15 protein-coding genes and 1 pseudogene are annotated in these 20210 nt (G+C 40.8%); 9 read left to right on the top strand and 7 right to left on the bottom strand.

The window, feature by feature from the left end; genetic code table 11:
• Nucleotides 1-368: 368 nt before the first annotated feature.
• The 5 genes from CK510_RS02845 to CK510_RS02865 all read left to right on the top strand — a co-directional run bounded on the left by CK510_RS02845 (nt 369) and on the right by CK510_RS02865 (nt 4399).
• Nucleotides 369-824 carry a hypothetical protein gene (locus CK510_RS02845; protein ID WP_095720255.1) on the top strand — a complete coding sequence of 152 codons (456 nt, stop codon included), beginning with the start codon at nt 369-371 and terminating at the stop codon, nt 822-824.
• Between the two features lie 13 nt (nt 825-837).
• Nucleotides 838-1524 (top strand): hypothetical protein, encoded by a 687-nt coding sequence (locus tag CK510_RS02850; RefSeq protein ID WP_095720256.1) that lies wholly within the window; start codon nt 838-840, stop codon nt 1522-1524.
• A gap of 155 nt (nt 1525-1679) precedes the next feature.
• Entirely contained in the window at nt 1680-2336 is a 657-nt protein-coding gene (locus tag CK510_RS02855) for a hypothetical protein (RefSeq protein ID WP_095720266.1), read from the top strand.
• 60 nt (nt 2337-2396) lie between these two features.
• A complete protein-coding gene (locus CK510_RS02860) occupies nt 2397-2966 on the top strand; it encodes a hypothetical protein (protein WP_095720257.1) in 570 nt (189 codons plus the stop codon).
• Nucleotides 2963-4399 carry an ATP-binding protein gene (locus CK510_RS02865; protein WP_095720258.1) on the top strand — a complete coding sequence of 479 codons (1437 nt, stop codon included), beginning with the start codon at nt 2963-2965 and terminating at the stop codon, nt 4397-4399. The genes CK510_RS02860 and CK510_RS02865 overlap by 4 nt, the downstream gene beginning before the upstream one ends.
• Before the next feature lie 55 nt (nt 4400-4454).
• Here the strand turns inward: CK510_RS02865 and CK510_RS32520 are convergent, their stop codons facing one another.
• A complete protein-coding gene (locus CK510_RS32520) occupies nt 4455-4643 on the bottom strand; it encodes a hypothetical protein (RefSeq protein WP_245911820.1) in 189 nt (62 codons plus the stop codon).
• Between the two features lie 351 nt (nt 4644-4994).
• Between CK510_RS32520 and CK510_RS02875 the strand changes: the two genes are divergently transcribed.
• Together CK510_RS02875 and CK510_RS02880 are read left to right on the top strand one after the other, a co-directional pair.
• The gene (locus tag CK510_RS02875; RefSeq protein WP_095720259.1) at nt 4995-5591 is read left to right on the top strand and encodes a hypothetical protein; all 597 of its coding nucleotides are present in this window, start codon (nt 4995-4997) and stop codon (nt 5589-5591) included.
• Between the two features lie 88 nt (nt 5592-5679).
• Nucleotides 5680-6678 (top strand): tyrosine-type recombinase/integrase, encoded by a 999-nt coding sequence (locus tag CK510_RS02880; protein ID WP_095720260.1) that lies wholly within the window; start codon nt 5680-5682, stop codon nt 6676-6678.
• 117 nt (nt 6679-6795) lie between these two features.
• Here the strand turns inward: CK510_RS02880 and CK510_RS02885 are convergent, their stop codons facing one another.
• The 3 genes from CK510_RS02885 to CK510_RS02895 all read right to left on the bottom strand — a co-directional run bounded on the left by CK510_RS02885 (nt 6796) and on the right by CK510_RS02895 (nt 12323).
• A complete protein-coding gene (locus CK510_RS02885) occupies nt 6796-10251 on the bottom strand; it encodes a S8 family serine peptidase (RefSeq protein ID WP_095720261.1) in 3456 nt (1151 codons plus the stop codon).
• Nucleotides 10252-10717: 466 nt separating this feature from the next.
• Nucleotides 10718-11233 (bottom strand): PIN domain-containing protein, encoded by a 516-nt coding sequence (locus tag CK510_RS02890; RefSeq protein ID WP_095720262.1) that lies wholly within the window; start codon nt 11231-11233, stop codon nt 10718-10720.
• Entirely contained in the window at nt 11220-12323 is a 1104-nt protein-coding gene (locus CK510_RS02895) for an XRE family transcriptional regulator (protein ID WP_095720263.1), read from the bottom strand. Before CK510_RS02895 ends, CK510_RS02890 begins: the two co-directional genes overlap by 14 nt.
• Nucleotides 12324-12473: 150 nt before the next feature.
• Here CK510_RS02895 and CK510_RS32275 point away from each other — a divergent pair, with 150 nt between their 5' ends.
• Both CK510_RS32275 and CK510_RS34540 read left to right on the top strand, forming a co-directional pair.
• On the top strand, nt 12474-12641 hold the full coding sequence (locus tag CK510_RS32275; RefSeq protein ID WP_169926994.1) for a hypothetical protein: 168 nt from the start codon (nt 12474-12476) through the stop codon (nt 12639-12641).
• Nucleotides 12642-12850: 209 nt separating this feature from the next.
• Entirely contained in the window at nt 12851-14788 is a 1938-nt protein-coding gene (locus CK510_RS34540) for a DUF7380 domain-containing protein (RefSeq protein ID WP_245911821.1), read from the top strand.
• On the opposite strand, the pseudogene CK510_RS34335 reads toward CK510_RS34540, so the two are convergent.
• The 3 genes and pseudogenes from CK510_RS34335 to hsdR form a co-directional block, all read right to left on the bottom strand.
• Nucleotides 14680-15405 (bottom strand): annotated as a pseudogene (locus tag CK510_RS34335) (restriction endonuclease subunit S); the annotation flags it as partial. The gene CK510_RS34540 and the pseudogene CK510_RS34335 sit on opposite strands and share 109 nt — an antisense overlap.
• Nucleotides 15402-16850, bottom strand: a complete 1449-nt coding sequence (locus CK510_RS02905; protein ID WP_095720265.1) for a type I restriction-modification system subunit M — start codon at nt 16848-16850, stop codon at nt 15402-15404. The pseudogene CK510_RS34335 and the gene CK510_RS02905, both read right to left, overlap by 4 nt.
• A gap of 525 nt (nt 16851-17375) precedes the next feature.
• Entirely contained in the window at nt 17376-19793 is a 2418-nt protein-coding gene (gene hsdR / locus CK510_RS02910; protein ID WP_211293070.1) for an EcoAI/FtnUII family type I restriction enzme subunit R, read from the bottom strand.
• Between the last annotated feature and the right edge of the window lie 417 nt (nt 19794-20210).

The raw sequence follows: 20210 nt of genomic DNA on the forward strand, positions 1-20210 counted from the left end.
CACAACTCCCGACCCCATATGCACTAAGGCATAGGAACCCAAGGAGGCAATTGATCCAGAATCCCTAAAAACACGGCAGAAAAAGACCAAATCACACCTGTGAAAATTTCTGCACCCTGACTGCGAGAAGGATATAGCGATTTACAAAAAAGAAAGTCCCGATTGTAAAAAATTGTTTCATCGACTGCGACATGCCGCAAACGTGAATCATCGATGCGGTTCGTAAAGAAATGTGTTTTTCACAGGCTGCTGATATCACTCACTGAAAACTGACCGACAGCAGCGGTGAAAAGCGAAACCAGTAGCAATACGGAGTGCTGCAAACTTCATAGAGTAGTTTTAAATACCCAAAGTAACGGGGTAATGAGATGAGAAAACTAGACCAAAAAGAAGCGAGAAACTTGTTTGAGGAGGTACTTGGAAGGCGGATAAGTGACGCAAGTTGGTATCGCTTAAAGCCTATCTTTGGGGATGACTTTCCATTAATAAAGCAGAATATTACCTGGTTAGCTGAAGTCAAAAAACAACTTCCAAAGTGCGATTTAAGGTTAGTCCCAGTCGTAAATTCGGTAAAGGTAGCTAATCAATTAATTGCCTCTCAGGAATCAGAAATTAGCGGCAAAGAGTTGCTGGAATTGTTCGACCAACACAAAATCACAATTCACCCCAACACCCTTACAAAGTGGTTCCGTCCGCTAAACGGGTTCCGAAAAACCCGCATTTATGAGTCAAAAGAATTGTACCCGATTATTTTGGCAGCGCACACATACAAGCTGAGAAAAGAAATAAATAAAGTCACCCAATCTACACTCAAAGTAAGTTAAATGAGGTAAAAAAATGACAGATTATATTAAGCGGATTCAATCTCGGATATCGAGTAAAGGAGCAAAAATTGCACGCTCAGAATTAATTGAGCAAATAAAAGTTTTTGGATTTGACCCAGAAAATTTATCGGATGAACTGACGGATTTAATTACAACCAAGTTGCTGGATAAATTTATTAATTTCACCAGGGAACCCGACAACAATTTATTAATTTCCGACCTAAACGATACCCCCAGCGACAGCAATCACCGTGACGAAAAAATAAAAGATTATGCGGAAATCGATAAAAATAATCTCCGCATTCCTGCCCCTGATTCGGAAATCGATAAAAATAATTCATCAGAAATTGTGGTGGGTGAGGGGAAAAAACACGAATTAATTACGGCTCAAGCATCGTGCTTGGGAATTGAATTGTCAGAAGTAGAAGTGGTGGATTTAGCATCTGAAATTAAGGATGATTTTCTCGACTACGAATCTTTTATTGAGGAAATAGTAGGGGTAATCGTTACCTATAATGACAATCGCACATCGGGATTAGAGCAAAAAATAAAGGATGCCAGGGAGCATATTGAATCTCGTAGAAAACAATTAAATAAAACCCTGGTTGGGGAGTTCGCGGAAATGAACAACTTTTTTCGACAGGGGGAAGCCAAGCGAAAAGAACTATCAAAAGTCATTGCAGCCGCATTCAAAACTTAAACCATATACCTTTTATTTTTTAAGTATTGGGATTGCAATACTACCGTTAATAATTCAATTCTTGTGGTCAGTGCGACCGCTATCACCCCGGCAGCGACAGCAAATATTAATTGAGCAAGGATATCTCTGTGTAAATCAATGTAAGGATGATTAAAATGAGAAACAAAGCTAAGGTTCGTGACCACGTATCTACTTTTGGCAAGGACATTAAAAAGGCTACTACTAAAAAATTCGGCATTAATAATTCTTTAATAATGCGTGCTGTAGACGGCGATGAACGCGCATTAAAAGAGATAGGTGATATGGGTAAAACGGGTGAAAGATTAGTTACCGCAATGCCACTTATCCGCGATAATCTCAAGAATTATATTGAAGGGATAACCTCGTATAATACCGCACTAGCAGAGGTTTACAAGTCAGGTGGCAAGGGAGCGATCGCAATTGATAAAGCAGGGGGAGAATTAGCCCTGGAGAACACCCGCTATAACAATTTGATTGAGGAATATAAAACTAGTTTATTCGCCAAGCTGGAATCTGAGAACCAACGCCATGATGACGCAATGGACGTAATCGAGTTGCAGGCATGGGTAGATACTCAAATGGCGACGGTTAACGCGAAAGCTAGCCTTGAATCAATCACTAATAAACCCTTCCTAGCGCAGATGAAAGCGGATGAGGACTACGAAAATAAAAAAATAAAGCATCTACTCGAAAACGGCTCGGACAGTGATTTAAGCTTGATTCCCAGAAAAGAATTTTCAACCAATCCTCTTGTAAAACTGTGGAACAATATTCGAGATATTTTTAATTAGTAAAATTGCCTTCATAACGTGAATTTTTCAGGCAATAAAATGATGTGAAATAACTCTATTATGACATATTTTGACTTAGGAGAGAATAGGGAACAGCAACCAAATTACCCCACGGAAGAAGATACATTATTTACCCCCGATGAGCAGGAAGCTATTAGGGCTTACAAGGATAATTTAACCCGGAAACTAAGCAAGAACCGCAGTGTTTTGAAGGGATTAGAAATGAGCTTTTGGGGGATTACTTCGTACAGTTTAGCTCGGTTTTTAATCCTGACAAGTGGAACCGGAGGAATAGGGTTAGCATTTTCAGTAATTCTAATTATTAACCAAATAACAAACCGGGAAGTAATCGAGGAATTAATTAATCGTAACAGCGAAGGAAATCAAGACATTATGGGGAGGTTTATCAAGTTTGGATTCTCGACTGTAGTAACTGCTTTTTTGATTTGGAGTGCGTTAGGTAATTTTATCAGCGTCATTCACACTTCCGGCGAAACTTACAAAAATCTTCAAAACACAGTCGAGGATTTTAACAAGCTACCTAACGATAAACAGAACACTATTTTAATTGTTGGTGGGCTAATTGGACTGGCAGGAATTTATGTAATTGTCGATTCACGAAGAAAATGAAAAATCCATATGCTGGATTAACGGTTCTATGGTTAACAGTAGCATTGGGCAGTTCAATGTTCCTGGGACAAAGTAAAAGACCATATGATATCGTCGGGGTAAGGTTCTGTCCGAAAACTGCAAATCGTAGCCCTAATTACGGGAGTGAATTTAGTCAACGTTCCCAGCAGAAACTAGATAAAAAATATTGTCGGTACGAGCGTAAGCTACTCAAGGAAGTCTGGGAACAGAAACAATTTGAGGCATCAATCCCACTGCCCGAAGCATCATTAATTATTCGAGATATTCCCGCAAGCTCATCAACAGCTATTTGGTTTTTAGTTTCCCCCATCGCTTCGGGAATAGCTTATCTGTGCTGGGCTAAAAAGTCAGAAATCAACTCCGAGTCAGCCCACTATGAATTGGAGGGATATAAAACTCAAATCAAATTAGTTGGGGTAAGTGCCCGGAACGAGCGCGATTTTAAAGCCCAAACTATTAATTCTAACTGGGATAATCAACGGGTAAAATCTGGGTTTATTTCGGTTGAGGCAATGCAGGATAAGTTAAAAAGGCAAACAGAGCTACAAGATAAAACCCATGACTCGGCACTAAAACAATTTGCCACCGCTGACTCGGAAATGGATAAAAAGATTGCAGAGAATTTGAGGGATAAACACAAGGCAGATAAGGAATCTCAAAAAGTGCTAGGAATAAAAAATAAGGATGAGCATATTGCTACTGAAGAATCAAAGAATCGAGAATTAGTCAATCAATTAGTGGAGGCTTTAAAGCAGCATGAGGACGGGTGGTTATGGACGGTAGTAGATGCCATTAAACCTATATGGTTAGTAGGGGACATGGGCACTGGTAAAACCAATACTTCTGTTGCAATTGGGTTAATAAGAAAGTATTGTTTAGACATCCCTGTTTTTCGTATTGCAGACAGACACTTAAACGGTGAGAATAGCGAGGTTTGGAACCTTCTCGAAGCTCAATTAAAAGCAGATAATGATTCGGCTATCCTTGAAGCCATTCAGGATGTTATCGAGCGTAGAGAAGACAGAATTAACTCAAAGGTAGAAGACCCAGAACAGTTTTTACTTGATGAATTTACCCAACTAGCAAAGTTAGATAAAGAGAGCGTAGAGCGATTCGTGTCTTCCACTTTTAGCGATACCAGAAAAGCTAAGGAATATTTTATCGGTGTAACCCACAACCTCACCAATGCGGCTTTCGGGGATGGTACAGCAGAGATGAGAAAAGGTGCTTTTTACTTACAAAAATTCACCCTGGACAACAAAAAGCCTTTACCAAGAATTGTTGTCAAAACTGGGTTAAAAGACGTTTGCGGCAATAATTTAGAAGATATTGAAAAGACATTACCTGCTTGGTTTAGGGCAGAAACTATTTACGGACATTTCAACGGGAAACCGATTCAGTTTGAGGATTAATAAAAATGTCAATTTTAGTTAAATAAATTTAGATATACCCTTTATCGTAGAATAATCAAAGACGTTTAGTCGATGGAACCTCGTTGCTATTCTCCGAACCCGACACTTGGTATTCTAAATTATCCAGACGAGAGCAAATCTCCGATATCGCAAAGCAGTCAGAATTTTTAGGGCTACCACTGCCACATTCCAAGGTTTTTATCAAATCATCCAACCCAGAAAGCACCTCATAGGTAAGTCCCAACACTCTTAGGGATAACGCAAAAAATCCGCTCGGTCTACGGCAACACAAGCGAAGTAAAACTAACAATCTTTCGGCTTAACGACACGGGAACCTGCGGCAGACTATGGGTGTAGGTTCGTTTGGAATCGATGGTATTGAAGTCATCATACCCGTCCACGTTAGCGATGATATTCCTGAAAGACTTACGTCGCGCTTGCTTCGCTATTCTCATTTTTACGTAAAGTCTGCCACGAAATGAATTCCGTGGCGAGCTTTACAAGTTAAGCTTTTTGACGATTTTCTTATTCATTCGTTTTAATTTATCTCGCCATAGTAAATTATCTACACGAAGGTATATAACTGGGTGTAGACATGGCACGAATTGAGCGGGAATCTATCAACTTCAAACTGCCCAAACCCTTAGCAGATGCACTTCGAGCCAAAGCAGCCGAACTAGAAACCACCGCCACAGATTTAGTTATTCAAGGATTGCACCATGTTTTAGGCGATGTCCCTGGTGTAGAAAACAGTATAGAAATTCGTCTATACCAACTCGAAGAAGAATTTTTCCGTTTCCAAGAAAGTATCAATCAAGATAGCACTAGCCACGGTAATACAAATCCCCAGCAGGAAACCAGGTTAACGAGCGTTGAAGCCAAACTTGAAGCTTTAACAAATAAACTTACACGGTTTGAGGGGGCATTGATACAGATACAAAATAGTATTAACGCATCAAAATCGCGTTCGCGTTCGAGTTATGCCCCCAATTACCATGCACCACCACCTCAAATCGAAGCACTCGATGAAGAAGCTTTTGCAATACGGCTTGGAACCAACGTACCTACAGTACAAGAACAACGGGCAACCTTGAGCCAAGAACAATTTGAAAGTTGGTGTTGCGATCGCGATCCGATTAAACGCAAGTGGCGATATCGCGAAAAAGATGGGAAATACCATCCAGTGAAATAACTTACACTCAACTGTGATTTATCAGCTCTCGTTGTGTGGGTAAATAGAATAGTGCGGAAACGCTGATTATCACACCATTGTTTATGCCATGTCTGACCACCTACCTTTGAGCGTTACAGTTCTCGAAAATGCCTACACCCTTACAATTGGGGATGATTTCTGTATAGACCGTGACCCCGATGTAATTGAACAACTTCTGGCAGACACGCGATCGCCTAATACCAAAAGGGCATACCAAAAGGATTTGAACAACTTTTTTTTGTTTATATCGGGACGGTTGCCTACTCAGGATTTGGTGTTAGAGTTTTTACACTTAGAACAACGTCACGCGGTGGCGGTGGTGTTGAAGTATAAGGCTCATTTGGTAAACAAGAAGAAACTGGCAGAAGCAACAGTCAACAGGCGATTGAGTGCAATTAAATCTTTAACGGCAATGGGGAGAAAGTTGGGAGTTTGTAACTATACCCTAGAGGATATTAAGGGTGAGAAAGTGGAATCGTACCGGGATACTACGGGAATTACACCCGCAGATTTTACTCAAGTTCTGGGGTTGGTGAATCGAGAAACACTCAAGGGTAAGCGGGATTATGCCATACTGCGGCTGCTGTGGGACAATGCATTGCGACGGAGTGAGGTATGTAACCTGAATGTGGGGGATTTTAATGCTCAAGCAAGTACCTTATCTATATTAGGTAAGGGGAAGGGAACGCAAAAAACTGTGGTTGATTTGAGCCGGAAAACTGTAGAGGCGATCGCAGACTGGTTGATTGTCAGTAAAAGGTCGAGTAGAACTAGGCAGGCTTTGTTTATTGCGATTTCCTATAACGGCAATGGTAAGCGTCTGAGTGGGGAAGCAATTCGACGTTTGGTTTCGGGATTGTGTAAGGAAGTGGGGATTACTAAACAAATGTCACCGCACCGGATTAGGCATAGTTCGATTACCACGGTGTTGGATAAAAATAATGGGAATTACCGGGCAACGCAGAGGTTTAGCCGCCATGCAAAACCCGATACGGTGATGAAATATGATGATAATCGGCAGAAGTTGCAAAAGGCGATGACAGATATTTTGGCAGATTTGGTTTGAGGTGGGATGTTGGGGAAGCTTCACACTTGTTAAGTAAGGAGATGCGATCGCACTACAAAAGTTTCTAACCACACAGCCTAAATAATTAGGAAAAAGTGACCACTTGGCAGCAAACAGCTAAGAAGGATAATTAGGATATGCCCACTTGATAACACCTTCCATCATATCTGCGCCCCTACGATTAAATTCCTCATAAGATTCTTTAGATTTTTCGCCGAGCTTCTGTCCTCCATAACCAATTGCACCCCCTGTAGCTGCTACACCGAAAATAAGCTTCATAAGAGGGTTACTAGATGGGGAGTTAGCTGATAAATTCGCATGGGCTTTGATGATACCAGGGTCTGTCCAATCTTTGATTGGATCTTTACCTGTTTTATTTATCTGATAGTCATGAACTGCACAGGCAGTCTGTTGCTGATTCCAAAGTGGGTTCCAGCTTGAGTATGGAATTGGCAAATTGTTAGTGGCGGCATCTCTATTTGGAGCAACACCGCAGACTGTAGGACCAAACAAGTAGTTGCCTGTAAACGCATCAGCAGCGACATCTATTCGATCTGTAGGTCTGTAAGGATTTTCATATCCGTAAGGATTTGTAGACTTAACCTTATTGATGTACCTGGAATTGAGAAGTCGGTCTTGTTGAAGCCATATATTTGTATGAATATTGTTTTGAGCCGATGCAACCGTCCGCGACAGAAATTGTTTTGCTGCCGCAGCACTGGAAAGAATTTGTTGATTTGACGATAAAAAACTTTTTGGGATACGATTCGGCTTTGCCGTTAGTAAGGTTTTAGATGTAGGGTTGCCTATTCGATAAGCAGTAGCTCTTTGACCGTTCCAAATGACGTAGCCATTAGCGAAGTACTGAGTAATAACTCCGTTACCGCGTCCGATTTCTCCGCTTGTAGGGGCACCCAACCAAAGATTCTGTAACCATCGTAGGCGAATTCCTCCCTGCACAGTTAATAATGTAGAAGTTTGAGGTTGTAGCTGTAGAACAGAGACTTGTTTAGGGACAAGAATTGTTTTGCCTGCGTAAATCTGATTTGGATTGGCAATATCATTCTTGCGAGCAATGAAGTTATAGTAAGGTGCAGAGCCATTACCCATTGCTCCAGAGGCAATTTCACTGAGGGTATCACCAGATTGAATTGTGTACGGAACCCAGTCATAGTATTTGCCTATAAACTCGTTAGATGCTGCCCGCTCAGTAGGTTGTACTACACCCTCACCACTCCAAGTTATTGGAGTTGAAAAAGCCTCTGGTTCGTAGCTTTCTGGTTGAGTAATTTCTGCTAATTCAATAGCTGCTGCTGAATTGAGTAAGCCTGCGCCTGTTTCCTCATCCCAGCCAGGTGCTTCTAAATCAACTGCTGTCTTTTTCAGGATTTCTTTGACTTGGACATAGTTAAGTACTGGATTTGCTGCCCAAATTTGAGAAACGGCTCCAGTGACTTTGGCAGTCGCAACAGAAGTTCCAGCCATTTCTCCAACACCACTATCTAACTCTTCATTTGATGTTGTATCTAATTTTTCTAATAGTGCAAGCAAACCCGCAAATTCTGGATTGTTCAGCACATCAAAGAAATCCAGTGGTAAAGTATCTAAGAATGACTTGAATTCCCCTAGAAGCTTTTCTAGATTAACCTGGGATGCAAGCATTGCTCTCTCTTCATCGGTAAGCTTATCACTTGAAAAATTAAGTCCGTCTGCTGATATTTCTGATACTTCCTTTAACGCTGATTCATAAGCCTGTTGTTTAATATCACTTAAATCATCTGAAATCTCAAAGCTTGGGACAACTACTGTATTTATGTCTGTTAAGTTGCTGGAAGTTACATCCACAACTGATTTAAATGAACCTTCTGTATTGTTAGCTAATCCATCTAATCCTTCAATCAAAAATTTCAAATTGGTTCCGCTACCCACGGTTGAAATTACAGGTTTATCAGTAGTACCACCATAAGCAACAATATCCAAACCATAACCAAAGCTGGAATAGTTAGCTCGTTTGTTATTGTAATCGACTGAACCCACGGTAATAATATTGTCAAACTCCTGGGAAGCTTGCCCTAATGCCGACATGACACTGCCATCATTACCCGCAGCAGCCACAATTAGTACACCTTTCTGACGGGCATATTCCAAGGCTTGCCGCTCTACTGGTGTTAGTTCGTAGCGTGTTGTTACCGTGCCATCGGGGTTTACTTGTGTTAAATCCAAAGCAAGGTTTACCACCGTATTTGGTTGTCCCGAAAGCTTTGTTGCATTTACAGAGTCAATCAGCGCTTGCGCCCAATTTCCAGAACCAATAGCACGCGACACAAAAATTGGAGCTTTGTCGTTAATACCATCAATGCCAATACCATTATTCTTGGTTGCTGCAATAATTCCCGCAATATGCGTACCGTGTTCGCTACCCTCACCAATATTTAGAAAAGGATTATTATCATTATCGACATAATCTTTTAGCGGGATCAAGCGCCTGTGATCGAAGTCAGGATTATTCGCTGCCATGCCAGTATCGATGATAGCGATCGCAGGCTGGTTTGGATTAATTACATTATCAGCAATTACCTTGATTGGTGCATTAAAGATAATGTCACCTTGCGTCTGAATCGAGCCGATAATTTTTGAGGCACTATTTGCCGTAAAGCTACCCGATGCAAGGAAATTAGCGCGTGTATCTGCTGCTGCATTAAAGATTATATTGCCATTCGCTACTACCAACACGGAATCTGACGGGTTTGTTGTCACAGTTGACCCGTTAAATATTACACTTCCGTCTTTGGTGGCTAACAGGTTTTTACCACTAAAACGGGCGGCATTATTCATATTAATTAAGCCGGAAGCAAATACGGACACTTCCGTTGCTTTAACACCACCCAGGTTGACGTTGCCATTTTTTGCAACCAGGGTGACATAATTGAGTTCCTGTGCATCGCCATTAAAATTTATGTCACCGTTTTCTACAGTAATCACCAAATTATGCAACCGCGACCCTGTAGGTAAATTCAGACCACCATTGACAACACGAACTACTGATAACTCGTTGTCATTGCTCTTTATTGCATCTGTTACATCTTTGTATGTATTTAATGGTTGTTGCGATGAATTAAATACTAATTCTGTGATTGATGGCGCTTTAACTAAAGCTGGTGCAAGCAGTTCATCATAAGCAGGTCTTTCAATTGTCAACGATTGGAATGACCGTGAATACTGCATTCCAGTCAGTTTATCTACAGTCCCATCAGGACCAATAACAAGCGCTCCTGGTAAAGGTGATAATGTTGGGTTGCCATTAAATACAACTCCGCGATTCGCGTAAATAAAGGCATCATCCCAAGGTTTATTCGGGTCGCCGATAAAGTTACTGCCTGAGTTATCTATAAATGTCGAACCTGTAGCTATATTTTTACTTTCTAATATAGAACTACTGCTACCATATAAGCTATTTTTTGTACTAAATGGGTTTAATAAATCAGTGGAAATCGATAGGTGAGAATCAATATTTAAAGGATTAGCAGCGTGTTGAGACGAGTTATAAGAATTTCCACTGAAGTCACCTGGCATAATATATATTCGTGTATTAAAAAGTAGATATCCGTATTTTCCTCTCACGGAATAAATAAAACAAGTTGTTTATCTAAGTTTTAAGATTAGACCGTGATATTACGTATAAAACTTTAAGTTCTAAGTGACGCTTTCATTAGTGGCATTATTACTATTGACAAAAAAATACGTCGTGTAGAACAGAATAATAATTATTTCCTGTTTGATTTATTTTTCGAGGGTCAAAGCTAACATATTAATTGAATGGAATTGCGATCGCCTACGATTTCTAAAGGCGGAGGGGAGCATTTTGGGCTTCAGAGCAAGAAACTACGCTGTAAGTTGAGATGGAGCTTATCTTGGTGGAGTTCCGTTCCAAGAGAATGTTGGTTCACCTTCGCTCTCTTCTCCATTTTACCTCCCAAGGGATGGGGAAATTAGGCACTGTAAAACTAATGAAATCTTGTAACTTGAGTGTTATGGGAAGTTACAAGATGTCATCTTGTTGTAATCCTTGCTTCCAGTCTGCTAAAACTTTGGGAGAAATGTGTTTACCTCGCTCCTGGATTAATGTATCAGCCATTGCCGTCACCTCTATTACTGTTTTGTGTTTAGTTTCTACCATCTCACCGAATAATCGCAGTGTTCTGGTATAGGCAATGTTGTATGTTTTACAAGTTTCAACAACTAGCCCGTCATCACTGGCACAAATAAGCAACTGATGACGGGCAATGGCAATTGTAGAACGGTCTGCGGCACTCAAAAGAGGTTCTCTTGCGCCAAATTCTAGAAAACTGGCGAACATTTCTTCTGTTGAGAGATTGAGCGCTGTTAGGTAAGTTTTTGCGGCTTCACGGGTGGGAAGTTCTAGTTGATCTGAGTCCAGAACTTCTTGGGCAATGTACAACGGGCTATAGTGCTGTTGTAACCACCCCCACTCGTTTAGCCAACAAAAATCAATCAGTGCTGTTGCGTCAAGAATTGTTCCATTAGACAACTGCATAAACCTCTCTTTCTTGACGATGCACCCGCAGTTGCTCAACGGTTAGATTGAGAAGCTCCGCAGCCTTCATTTCGGAAATTTTAGCTAATTTTAAGGCATCCCAAATCAGGTATTCATATCGTTCATTTTCTGGAAATTCCTTATTGTCAAGGGCTGGTGGTAATTCCATTGAATTTTGAAGAGATGCCCCTCCAGAATGCTTTTTATAAATTGCACAGATTTTGGCTTTCTCTTTGGCGTAATCAATAATTTCCATTTCTGCTAAACGGTTCAAAATTACCTGGTAACTTACCCGAAAATGCCGTTTGAGTTTAACAATATCCTTCGTTTGGGCATATATCCGCTCAAATTCAGCTTGGGGGACAAGCAGATGACCTGCAAAATAATTAGCTACTTTCTCTCGTGCTTTTTCTTCTTCTTTAGTTCCCTCCTCAATTAAAGTATCTTGATACTCGACTCGGTGGAAAATCAGGTGTCCAATCTCATGTGCCAAGGTAAATAATTCACGTTCAATAGTTACATCATGGGTGTTTACCAATACAAAAGCACCTTCGATATCACTACAGGCACTTAGACCAAAGAAACCTTTTATTGGAATCGACTGGCGTAAAACTTTTAAGCCAATTTCTTCCACAGATTGAAACAGGTTGACAATAGGAGCATCCCCCAATCCCAAACGGTGGCGAAATAGAGCGGCTATTGTCTGAATGTGCTTTTCGTTGCCTTCTACTTGGTGACAAGGTGTACTTTCTGGGGTGTAGGTTGGTAAGCCAACGGCTTGTTCTAGGGCGTTATAAGTTTGTAGCATTCGTAGAACTTGGGCTGCAAACTGGGGACTTTTGTCAAAGGAAACATGAGCGCGGAACCGGAAGTTGGGTAGCCCTTTACCTTGTGAGCGTAGCAAGTCATCGAGTGTAATGCCCAAAACACTCGCCAGAGCAGAGAGAATTTTGCTGTCTGGTAAAGTTTTGGCGTTCTCGTAGTTATTGATGCTCTGGCGAGTTACCCCGGCTTGTTCTGCAAGTTGCTCTTGAGACAAGCCCAGACTTTTACGGTAGCGGATCAGGTTCGCAGCAATCATCTCTTTCATGGCTAATTATTTCCTGCGTTAGCGTAGCGGCTCCGAAGGAGCATTGCTAAAGGTGTTAAAAAAAAGTCAAAGTTGTTGATACTATTTTCTCTAATTATAATAGAAAATGTCAAAGTTGTTTTACATTAGTTTTAAGGAGATCATAAAGACATGGCAAAGAATACAGGTAACGGTTATCGCCGTGGTGCTGTGGACAAACGTAGCCAAACTTACAATCCTGTGACCGAGCAATGGGTAAAGCGTAATGCTGAAACCGGACAGTTTATGGACGCAAAGCAGAATGGTGAACCTTTTAAGGGTGTTCGTAAGGAGGACTGAACGCAACTCGGTATAGGTCTTAGGTTTAATAAGAATGAAGGGGTAGCGTCATTGTCCGAAGCCCGCCCCTTCAATTTTCTTCATTATCTTCGCACTGGTTGCAAAAATAAAGTTTCCAATAGGGCTTCCAGTAAAAAAGATTTGAAATAGACATACTACAATGTAGTTTAAAGTATAAAAAACAGAAACCTCCGTATTTGTGTAACTATATGTCTTTGTCGGAAATTCCCTTAACTAAAGAAGATTTTGAGCAGTCTGCTTACGAGGAAATAATAACCAACTGTGACAAAAAAATTTGTGAGAGATATAGTAGTAAGTTTTTTGAAAAAGCAAAAGAAGCTCAAGAACTAGGAAATATTACAGATCAAGCAGCCCTTACACTACTAGGATGTGTTACCTCTCCAAGATTAAAATCTGAGTCTAACGATGAGCCTTTTGCTGCATTGTGGGTTATGAATGATGGTTCCCGCAGTCCTATTCCAACTGATTTTAGTGATGCACATTTGAATATTATTAGAGATTTTGTACCAGACATTACTGATGCAGAATTACGGGCAAGAATTGCAGATATTTTATGGATTAGGCTACATGATTACCGTATGGCTCAACTAGCAGTTGATTCATATTTAGCTTCTGCATCTTGTTTAGAAGACCCAGAAAAATGGACATATTGTGTAGATAGAATTGAGAGGGCACTTCGCCTATCACGTAAATCAAATCAAAAACAACATTCTTCTAAAGTTATTGCTCATATAGAATTTGTTTTAGATAAGTATCAAGGGGAAGATAAGCTTTTTTTATCAGTAAAGCTGATGGAGTTATTGCAAGAGCAAAAGCAAGGTGAACCATCAAAATATTCAGCGTTGGCTGAAAAAGCAGCACTCCGCGCTGAAAGTGAGCATAACTGGCATAAAGCTCGTGACTGCTGGGGAGTGAAAGTTGGCTGGCACAAAATGGAAAAAGATTCAGATAAGGAACGTGAGGCTGGGACACGTTTAGCCGAAACATATGTTAAGGAAGCAGAGGATGCATTAGAAAGAGAAACCCCAAGTTACCTAACTGCATCGCGCCATCTACAAAGTGCCATTGAAGCTTTTAGAAGAGTAGGAGGCGAAGCAGCAAAGCAGCAAGTAGAAGTTTTACATAAAAAACTAATTGAGTATCAAAAACAATCTAGATCGGAATTAGTTCCAATATCACAAGAATTAGATATTAGTGAATTTGTTAAAGAAGCTAGAAGATATGTTGAGGGTAAAAATATCCAAGATGCTTTATTTTCTTTAGCTTTAATCGCAAAATCCCCAAAAGTGTCTGAATTGAAAGCAAGAGTTGAAGAAAATGCTGAAAAATTTATTCTTCAGCGATTTTTCCCAATAGTAATAATGAATGAACAGGGAAAAGTAGTTGGTCGCCAGTCTTCAGTACGAGATGAAATGTTTAGAGAAGCAGTATATCACCAGCAAATGCAAGCAGAAGCTGTGATTGCACCCGCTATGTATCAAATTAATTTGGAGCATAACGTTAAAATTAGTGACTTTTACCCTATTGTTGCTAATAGTGCATTTGTACCTCAAGGACGTGAAGATATATACGCAAGAGGACTATATGCAGGTTTAGTAGGAGATTACTTAGTTGCGACTCATCTTCTTATTCCTCAGATTGAAAATTCTCTTCGCTCAATTTTATCTGATAGAGGATTTATTACTTCTGGGTTAAATGATGATGGAATTCAAGATGAACATAATATAAATACATTCTTTCGTGAAAAAGAATCTGAGTTAATTCATATTTTTGGAGAAGATATTACTTTTGACTTACAAGGTTTGCTAGTTCAGAAGGGCTTTGGTTCCAACCTGAGAAATTGGTCGAAGTTGTTGCAAATATACTGCCAGCTTTTGTTAAATGCTTCTGGTTCGCGGGCTGTAAGTAGCTGTCCTATGGCTGTATTATTTATTTTGATGCGGGTTTCACGTTTTTGTTGCTGTCGTGACGATATGCGATCGCACATCGCCATCAATTCATCTATTTTGGCAACAATACGATGTTGTTCGGCTAATGGGGGGAGGGGAATTAAAGCTTTGTTTAACTTTGCAAGGGTAACTCTAGTTATTGCAACTCCCGACATATCATCTCGCATGAGGGAGTAAAAATAAGGCGAACTGAGAACAGAAAACAGATAGTAATTATAAATTTTTGATGGTGATTTTAGAAGTGCAACGCTTGAAAGCATACTGAATGGTTCAACTAAGTCGTTTATTGCTACTATGCCTGTAGTTGCACCATCCTTAATGTAGAGTAAATCACCAAATTCTGGATTGCATCTACTATAAATTTCTTGATGAACTTTGGTAGTTACATAAGTAATATTTGTAAGAGAAATTCTACCCTGTTTGATATTTTTTGCAGTTATATACTTGTAATCACCTTTTTCACTATTAGGAGGTGAATGGTGAGTACCGTCTGTTATTTTTAATAAAGCATTTCCTAGTCGTTCCCACTCCCATCCGTTCGGTAACTCAAATGGCATTTCACCCGCTTTAATCGCTGGTAGTGGTTTCTCCTTCTTAATTTTTCCTTCCCTAAGCAATTCCTCTTTCTCAAACTTAATCTTCTCCAACAAAACCGAAGCAGGTTCATCATTTTCATCTTGCGGTACAAGCTTACCCATTACCGCCAATTGCAATATTAATTCCCGCAACTTCTGCACCCCATTCGGCGCATCTGCCAACAAATCAAAATTCTTAAAAAACGTCTCCAAATTCATACACCTTCACCCCCAAGTGCAGCCATTAATTCCTGTTTGAGGTAAGAGCGTGTTTCTCCTAATTCATCCAAAAGTTGCTGATATTCTCCTAACATTTCTTCTAAATCCCCATGCTCAACATCAATTTTGTGGGGATTTTTAATATCGAGGTTATAGCCGTTATTTTTAATATCTTCTACCGATACCTTCCAAGCGAATTCGCTTTCCTCCCGGTTATACCACCAAGCTTTTTCTACTTCAAATTCTTCAATGCGAATTGGTTTAGTTTTGTTGTACGATTTATAACCTGATGGATAGGGGTGTTCGTAATACCAAATCTCCTTGGTGGGTTCTCCCTTAGTAAAGAATAGCAAGTTTGTTTTAATACCCGTGTATGGATTAAACACACCATTGGGCAATCGCACGATGGTATGTAAATTGCATTCTTCCAGCAGCTTTTCCTTGATGCGAGTTTTGACACCTTCGCCAAACAGCGTCCCGTCGGGCAGTACAATTGCCCCCCGTCCCCCATCGACTAACAAATGCATGATGAGTAGCAGGAATAAATCGGCGGTTTCCCTGGTGCGTAAGGTTGCTGGGAAGTTCGATTCAATACCGTCTTCTTCCATACCGCCGAAGGGTGGGTTAGTGAGGATGACATTTACGCGATCGCTCTTGTTATAATCTCGTAGCGGTCGAGCTAAAGTGTTATCGTGGCGAACGGCTGGGACATCAACACCATGCAACAGCATATTAGTGATGCAAAGTAAATGGGGTAAGGGCTTTTTTTCTACCCCCATCGTGTTTTGATGTAGTGTAATCCGGTCTTCTGGGGTTTTTACGTATTTTTCTAAATTATGCTCCAACCTGCAAACCAAAAATCCACCTGTTCCTGTCGCTGGATCGAGGACTTTTTCATCTGGTTTGGGGTCAACCATATCCACCATAAACTGGGTGACGGCACGAGGCGTATAATATTCCCCAGCGTTACCCGCGTTTTGTAAGTCGCGGAGAATTTTTTCGTAAATGTCGCCAAATAAATGGCGGTCTTGGGAGTTGTTAAAGTCGATTTCGTTTAACTTATTAATTACCTGACGAATGAGAGTGCCATTTTTCATATAATTGTAGGCATCCTCAAACACTGCCCGCACCACATACCCGCGTCGGTCAATACCTGAAGCTAAAGAAAGACTTTTAAGGGTTTTGAATAAAGCATTATCAACAAAATCCAGCAAAGTATCGCCTGTAATGCCTTCCGCATCAGCAGCCCAATTACGCCACCGCAATGCTTCGGGAATCGGAGATTTATAATCATCTTCCATGATTTCCCATTCCGCCTCACGGTCGTCAAAAATCTTCAGGAAAATCATCCAGACCATCTGGCTAATGCGTTGAGCATCACCGTCCACCCCTGCGTCTTTCCGCATGATGTCCTGAATGGCTTTAACTGTGGTGCTAATTGACATTTTTCCCTTACTTTTGCATTTGGACTACAAGCAAACACAACATTTTAACCACCTTTGGGTCGCAAAGATATAGTACAGCCAAAAATATTCTCCCAGCCCAAAGAATCCGAGGGTTAAAATCCTCGTCTTATAGCCCAAATTCTCTGAATGCGATCGCTAAAATAAGCTGATGTGCAGCTAAATTATATAAGCCAAAAACGCAAAATAATTGTAGTGCGGGCATCTTGCCCGCGTCTTATATAAAAATTAGATGCGTCGCAGCTTAACACCAAACTCAAAAATAGTCACATTTCCCCAGCCCCAAAGAATCCGAGGGTTAAAATCCCCGTCTTATAGTCCAAATTCTCTGAATGCGATCGCTAAAATAACACCAAACTCAAAAATAAACCCATTCTCCATTTCTCTTCCAGAGGAATTTAGCTATTAGACAGGGATTTTCAATCCCTGGCTAAATTGGCTGCTGGATAGCTGCTAGATACCTGAAAAATCAACTACCTGACAGCTACTGGCTAACTGACTCACCCTCTAAGATGCCATGTATAGTTGCACTTTTAACTCTTGCAGGGTTTCTTGATATTTTTGTTTGCTGCCAAATAATTTAATAACTTCCATCGGCGTACCCAATTCGCTAATTGGTTTAACCTTGAGAACGTTGATATCTTCAATATTTTCGATACCCTCATCGGCATATTTATCCAAAAGTGCATCAATAACTGCACGAGCTTTTTCGCCATATTTACTCAAATAATTCCGGTTTTTAACTTGTTGCACACGTTCCCGACGGCTTAATGCTGGTTGGTCAAAGGCAACGTGACAGATTAAATCGAAGGGGTCAAAATCTTGCCCGACTTCTTCTGCTAGTGCTTCCAATAAAACCCCTTGGTCTAGCAATTCTTGAATAATGGCATCTTTACGTTCTGCCGCACTCCAGCGCTTGAGAAAATCATCCAGGGTAGCAAATTCTTGATAGATGTTTTTGCGCGTGTAATCCTTGATGGATTCGGTAATTAGCTTGCCATCTTTACCAAAATACTGTACCCGTTCCCCACTAATTGATACATCCACACCATTAACTACATACTTGGTACGTCCTCCCCCTCGCGGTGGTGGTGGTGGGTCGATAATAACGTCTGCATCATCTGGTATGCTATCATCCTCATCGTCTGGCGGTATGGGAGGTTCACCCGCAGGTGGCTCGTATATTTGTACCGGGTCGCCATCAAAATCGGGGTCTGCAAACAGCCTGGTGGCTTGCTTGAAATCGATGATTGTAAAATAATTTTTCCCAAAATCTTCATTAATCCGCGTTCCCCGACCGATTATTTGCTTAAATTCGGTCATCGAGCCGATGTTGCGGTCAAGGACAATTAATTTACAGGTTTGAGCATCTACCCCAGTTGTCATTAATTTGGAAGTGGTGACAATGACGGGGTATTGACTTTCGGGGAGGATAAAATTATCTAATTCGGCTTTCCCTTCTGGACTATCTCCCGTAATTCGCATCACATACTTACGATTTTGCGCTACCAAATCGGAATTTTCATTGACCAAAGCACGACGCATTCTCTCAGCATGGTCAATATCTTCGCAAAACACGATTGTTTTAGAATAGCGATCGCTAGCTTTGAGAAACTCACTTATACGTTGAGCAACTAATATATCCCGTTCTTCGATCACCAGGTTTCTATTGATATCCCTTTGGTCGTAAACCCGATCTTCTATAGGTTGATTATATCTATCAACTTGTCCCGGTGCAGGTTGCCATCCCTCTAAATCTTTATCGATATCAACCCGGATTACTTTATACGGTGCGAGGAAACCATCTTCAATTCCTTGCTTGAGGGAATAAGTATAAATGGGTTCGCCAAAGTAATCTATATTGCTAACTTCTTCGGTTTCTCTGGGTGTGGCAGTTAATCCGATTTGAGTCGCCGATGTGAAATATTCTAATATAGAGCGCCATGCCGAATCATTAGCTGCACTTCCCCGGTGACATTCATCCACCACGATTAAATCAAAGAAATCCCGTGAGAACTGCTTGTAGATATTGCTCTCTTCTTCCGTACCCGTCACCGCTTGATAAAGACTCAAATAAATTTCATAGGATTTATCTACCTGACGTTTTTTAATTTTAGTCATAGCCGAGCCAAAGGGTTTAAAGTCATTGGTTTTAGCTTGATCGACTAAAATATTGCGGTCAGCTAAGAATAATATCCGCTTTTTCGTCTTTGACTTCCACAACCGCCAAATAATCTGAAATGCGGTGTAGGTTTTCCCTGTACCCGTTGCCATTACCAAGAGTACGCGGTTTTGTCCTTTAGCGTTCGGCGAAACGCCGCAGCGCTTCTCTTCTCCGATAGCGTTAGGTTCTCTACGAGACGCTAACGCTATGGCTTCGATTGTCCGGTTGATGGCAATTTCTTGATAGTAGCGGGGTTTTTTACCAGTTCCATCGTCGTAATAATCTTGAGTAACAATGGCTTCAATCCCACTATCGATACCTTTCCAAGCGCAGTAGCGTTGCCATAATTCCTGGGGAGATGGGAAAGCATCGAGGGAAATTTCCCGTTCTATCATACCTTGAGAGATAGTGCGATCGCACTCAATAAACGCATCCCCATTTGACGAGTAAACAAACAGCAAATCAAGAATTTCAGCATAATCCAATGCTTGCTGCATTCCCCCACCAATGGGATGATTATTATCCTTGGCTTCAATTACTGCAATGGGGATATTGGGTTTGTAATAAAGGATGTAGTCGGCAAACTTAGCTTTACCCCGACTGACCATTTTACCCTTCACGTACACGCGACCCTTGGTAAAATAAACTTCTTCGCGGATTTGAGTCATTAAATCCCAACCAGCTTTTTCGACGATGGCAGGTGTGATGTATTTGGTACAAATATCACGTTCGCTAAGTTCTTTCTTATCAATTGGTTCCATCGGGTTATTGATTAAGCATAGTTTTACATCCAAGACGCTGCCGAGTCACTTACTTTACGGGGGGTATTTTCGGTAAAAAAGGAATCACTCTTTATTACTTTAACTTGCCTAAATACCGAAGTGTCCAATTCGCTGTATCAGGATTAACTTATCTCTCTTCCTTTGTGATTGGAGTGTGGTTGAGGGATTCAGTAGAGTTAGAAATTCGCACACATCTTACAGGGTCGTTCTTTTAGCGAAGCTGCAATTGCACACTTGTTAATTTTGCATCCCAATAATATTTATAGGTAGTAATAGATAGTTGATTGAATTAAACCATATATCTGGTTTTTTGGTTTTACAGATTTATGGTTCCGAATCGACATTCGCTCTTAGTAAATGATTTGCGAACGACTTGTCGCCGCGCAAGCTTCGCCT

It is taken from the genome of Brunnivagina elsteri CCALA 953, assembly GCF_002289455.1.
Classification (GTDB): Bacteria; Cyanobacteriota; Cyanobacteriia; order Cyanobacteriales; family Nostocaceae; genus Brunnivagina; species Brunnivagina elsteri.

Bases quoted from the DNA above. Each gene is read 5' to 3' on its own strand.
- CK510_RS32275 (WP_169926994.1), top strand. From the start codon at position 12,474: ATGGCAAAGAATACAGGTAACGGTTATCGCCGTGGTGCTGTGGACAAA.
- CK510_RS02875 (WP_095720259.1), top strand. From the start codon at position 4,995: ATGGCACGAATTGAGCGGGAATCTATCAACTTCAAACTGCCCAAACCC.
- CK510_RS02895 (WP_095720263.1), bottom strand. From the start codon at position 12,323: ATGAAAGAGATGATTGCTGCGAACCTGATCCGCTACCGTAAAAGTCTG.
- CK510_RS02860 (WP_095720257.1), top strand. From the start codon at position 2,397: ATGACATATTTTGACTTAGGAGAGAATAGGGAACAGCAACCAAATTAC.
- CK510_RS02850 (WP_095720256.1), top strand. From the start codon at position 838: ATGACAGATTATATTAAGCGGATTCAATCTCGGATATCGAGTAAAGGA.
- CK510_RS02885 (WP_095720261.1), bottom strand. From the start codon at position 10,251: ATGCCAGGTGACTTCAGTGGAAATTCTTATAACTCGTCTCAACACGCT.
- CK510_RS02845 (WP_095720255.1), top strand. From the start codon at position 369: ATGAGAAAACTAGACCAAAAAGAAGCGAGAAACTTGTTTGAGGAGGTA.
- CK510_RS02905 (WP_095720265.1), bottom strand. From the start codon at position 16,850: ATGTCAATTAGCACCACAGTTAAAGCCATTCAGGACATCATGCGGAAA.
- CK510_RS02890 (WP_095720262.1), bottom strand. From the start codon at position 11,233: ATGCAGTTGTCTAATGGAACAATTCTTGACGCAACAGCACTGATTGAT.
- CK510_RS02865 (WP_095720258.1), top strand. From the start codon at position 2,963: ATGAAAAATCCATATGCTGGATTAACGGTTCTATGGTTAACAGTAGCA.
- CK510_RS02880 (WP_095720260.1), top strand. From the start codon at position 5,680: ATGTCTGACCACCTACCTTTGAGCGTTACAGTTCTCGAAAATGCCTAC.
- CK510_RS02855 (WP_095720266.1), top strand. From the start codon at position 1,680: ATGAGAAACAAAGCTAAGGTTCGTGACCACGTATCTACTTTTGGCAAG.
- hsdR (WP_211293070.1), bottom strand. From the start codon at position 19,793: ATGGAACCAATTGATAAGAAAGAACTTAGCGAACGTGATATTTGTACC.
- CK510_RS34540 (WP_245911821.1), top strand. From the start codon at position 12,851: ATGTCTTTGTCGGAAATTCCCTTAACTAAAGAAGATTTTGAGCAGTCT.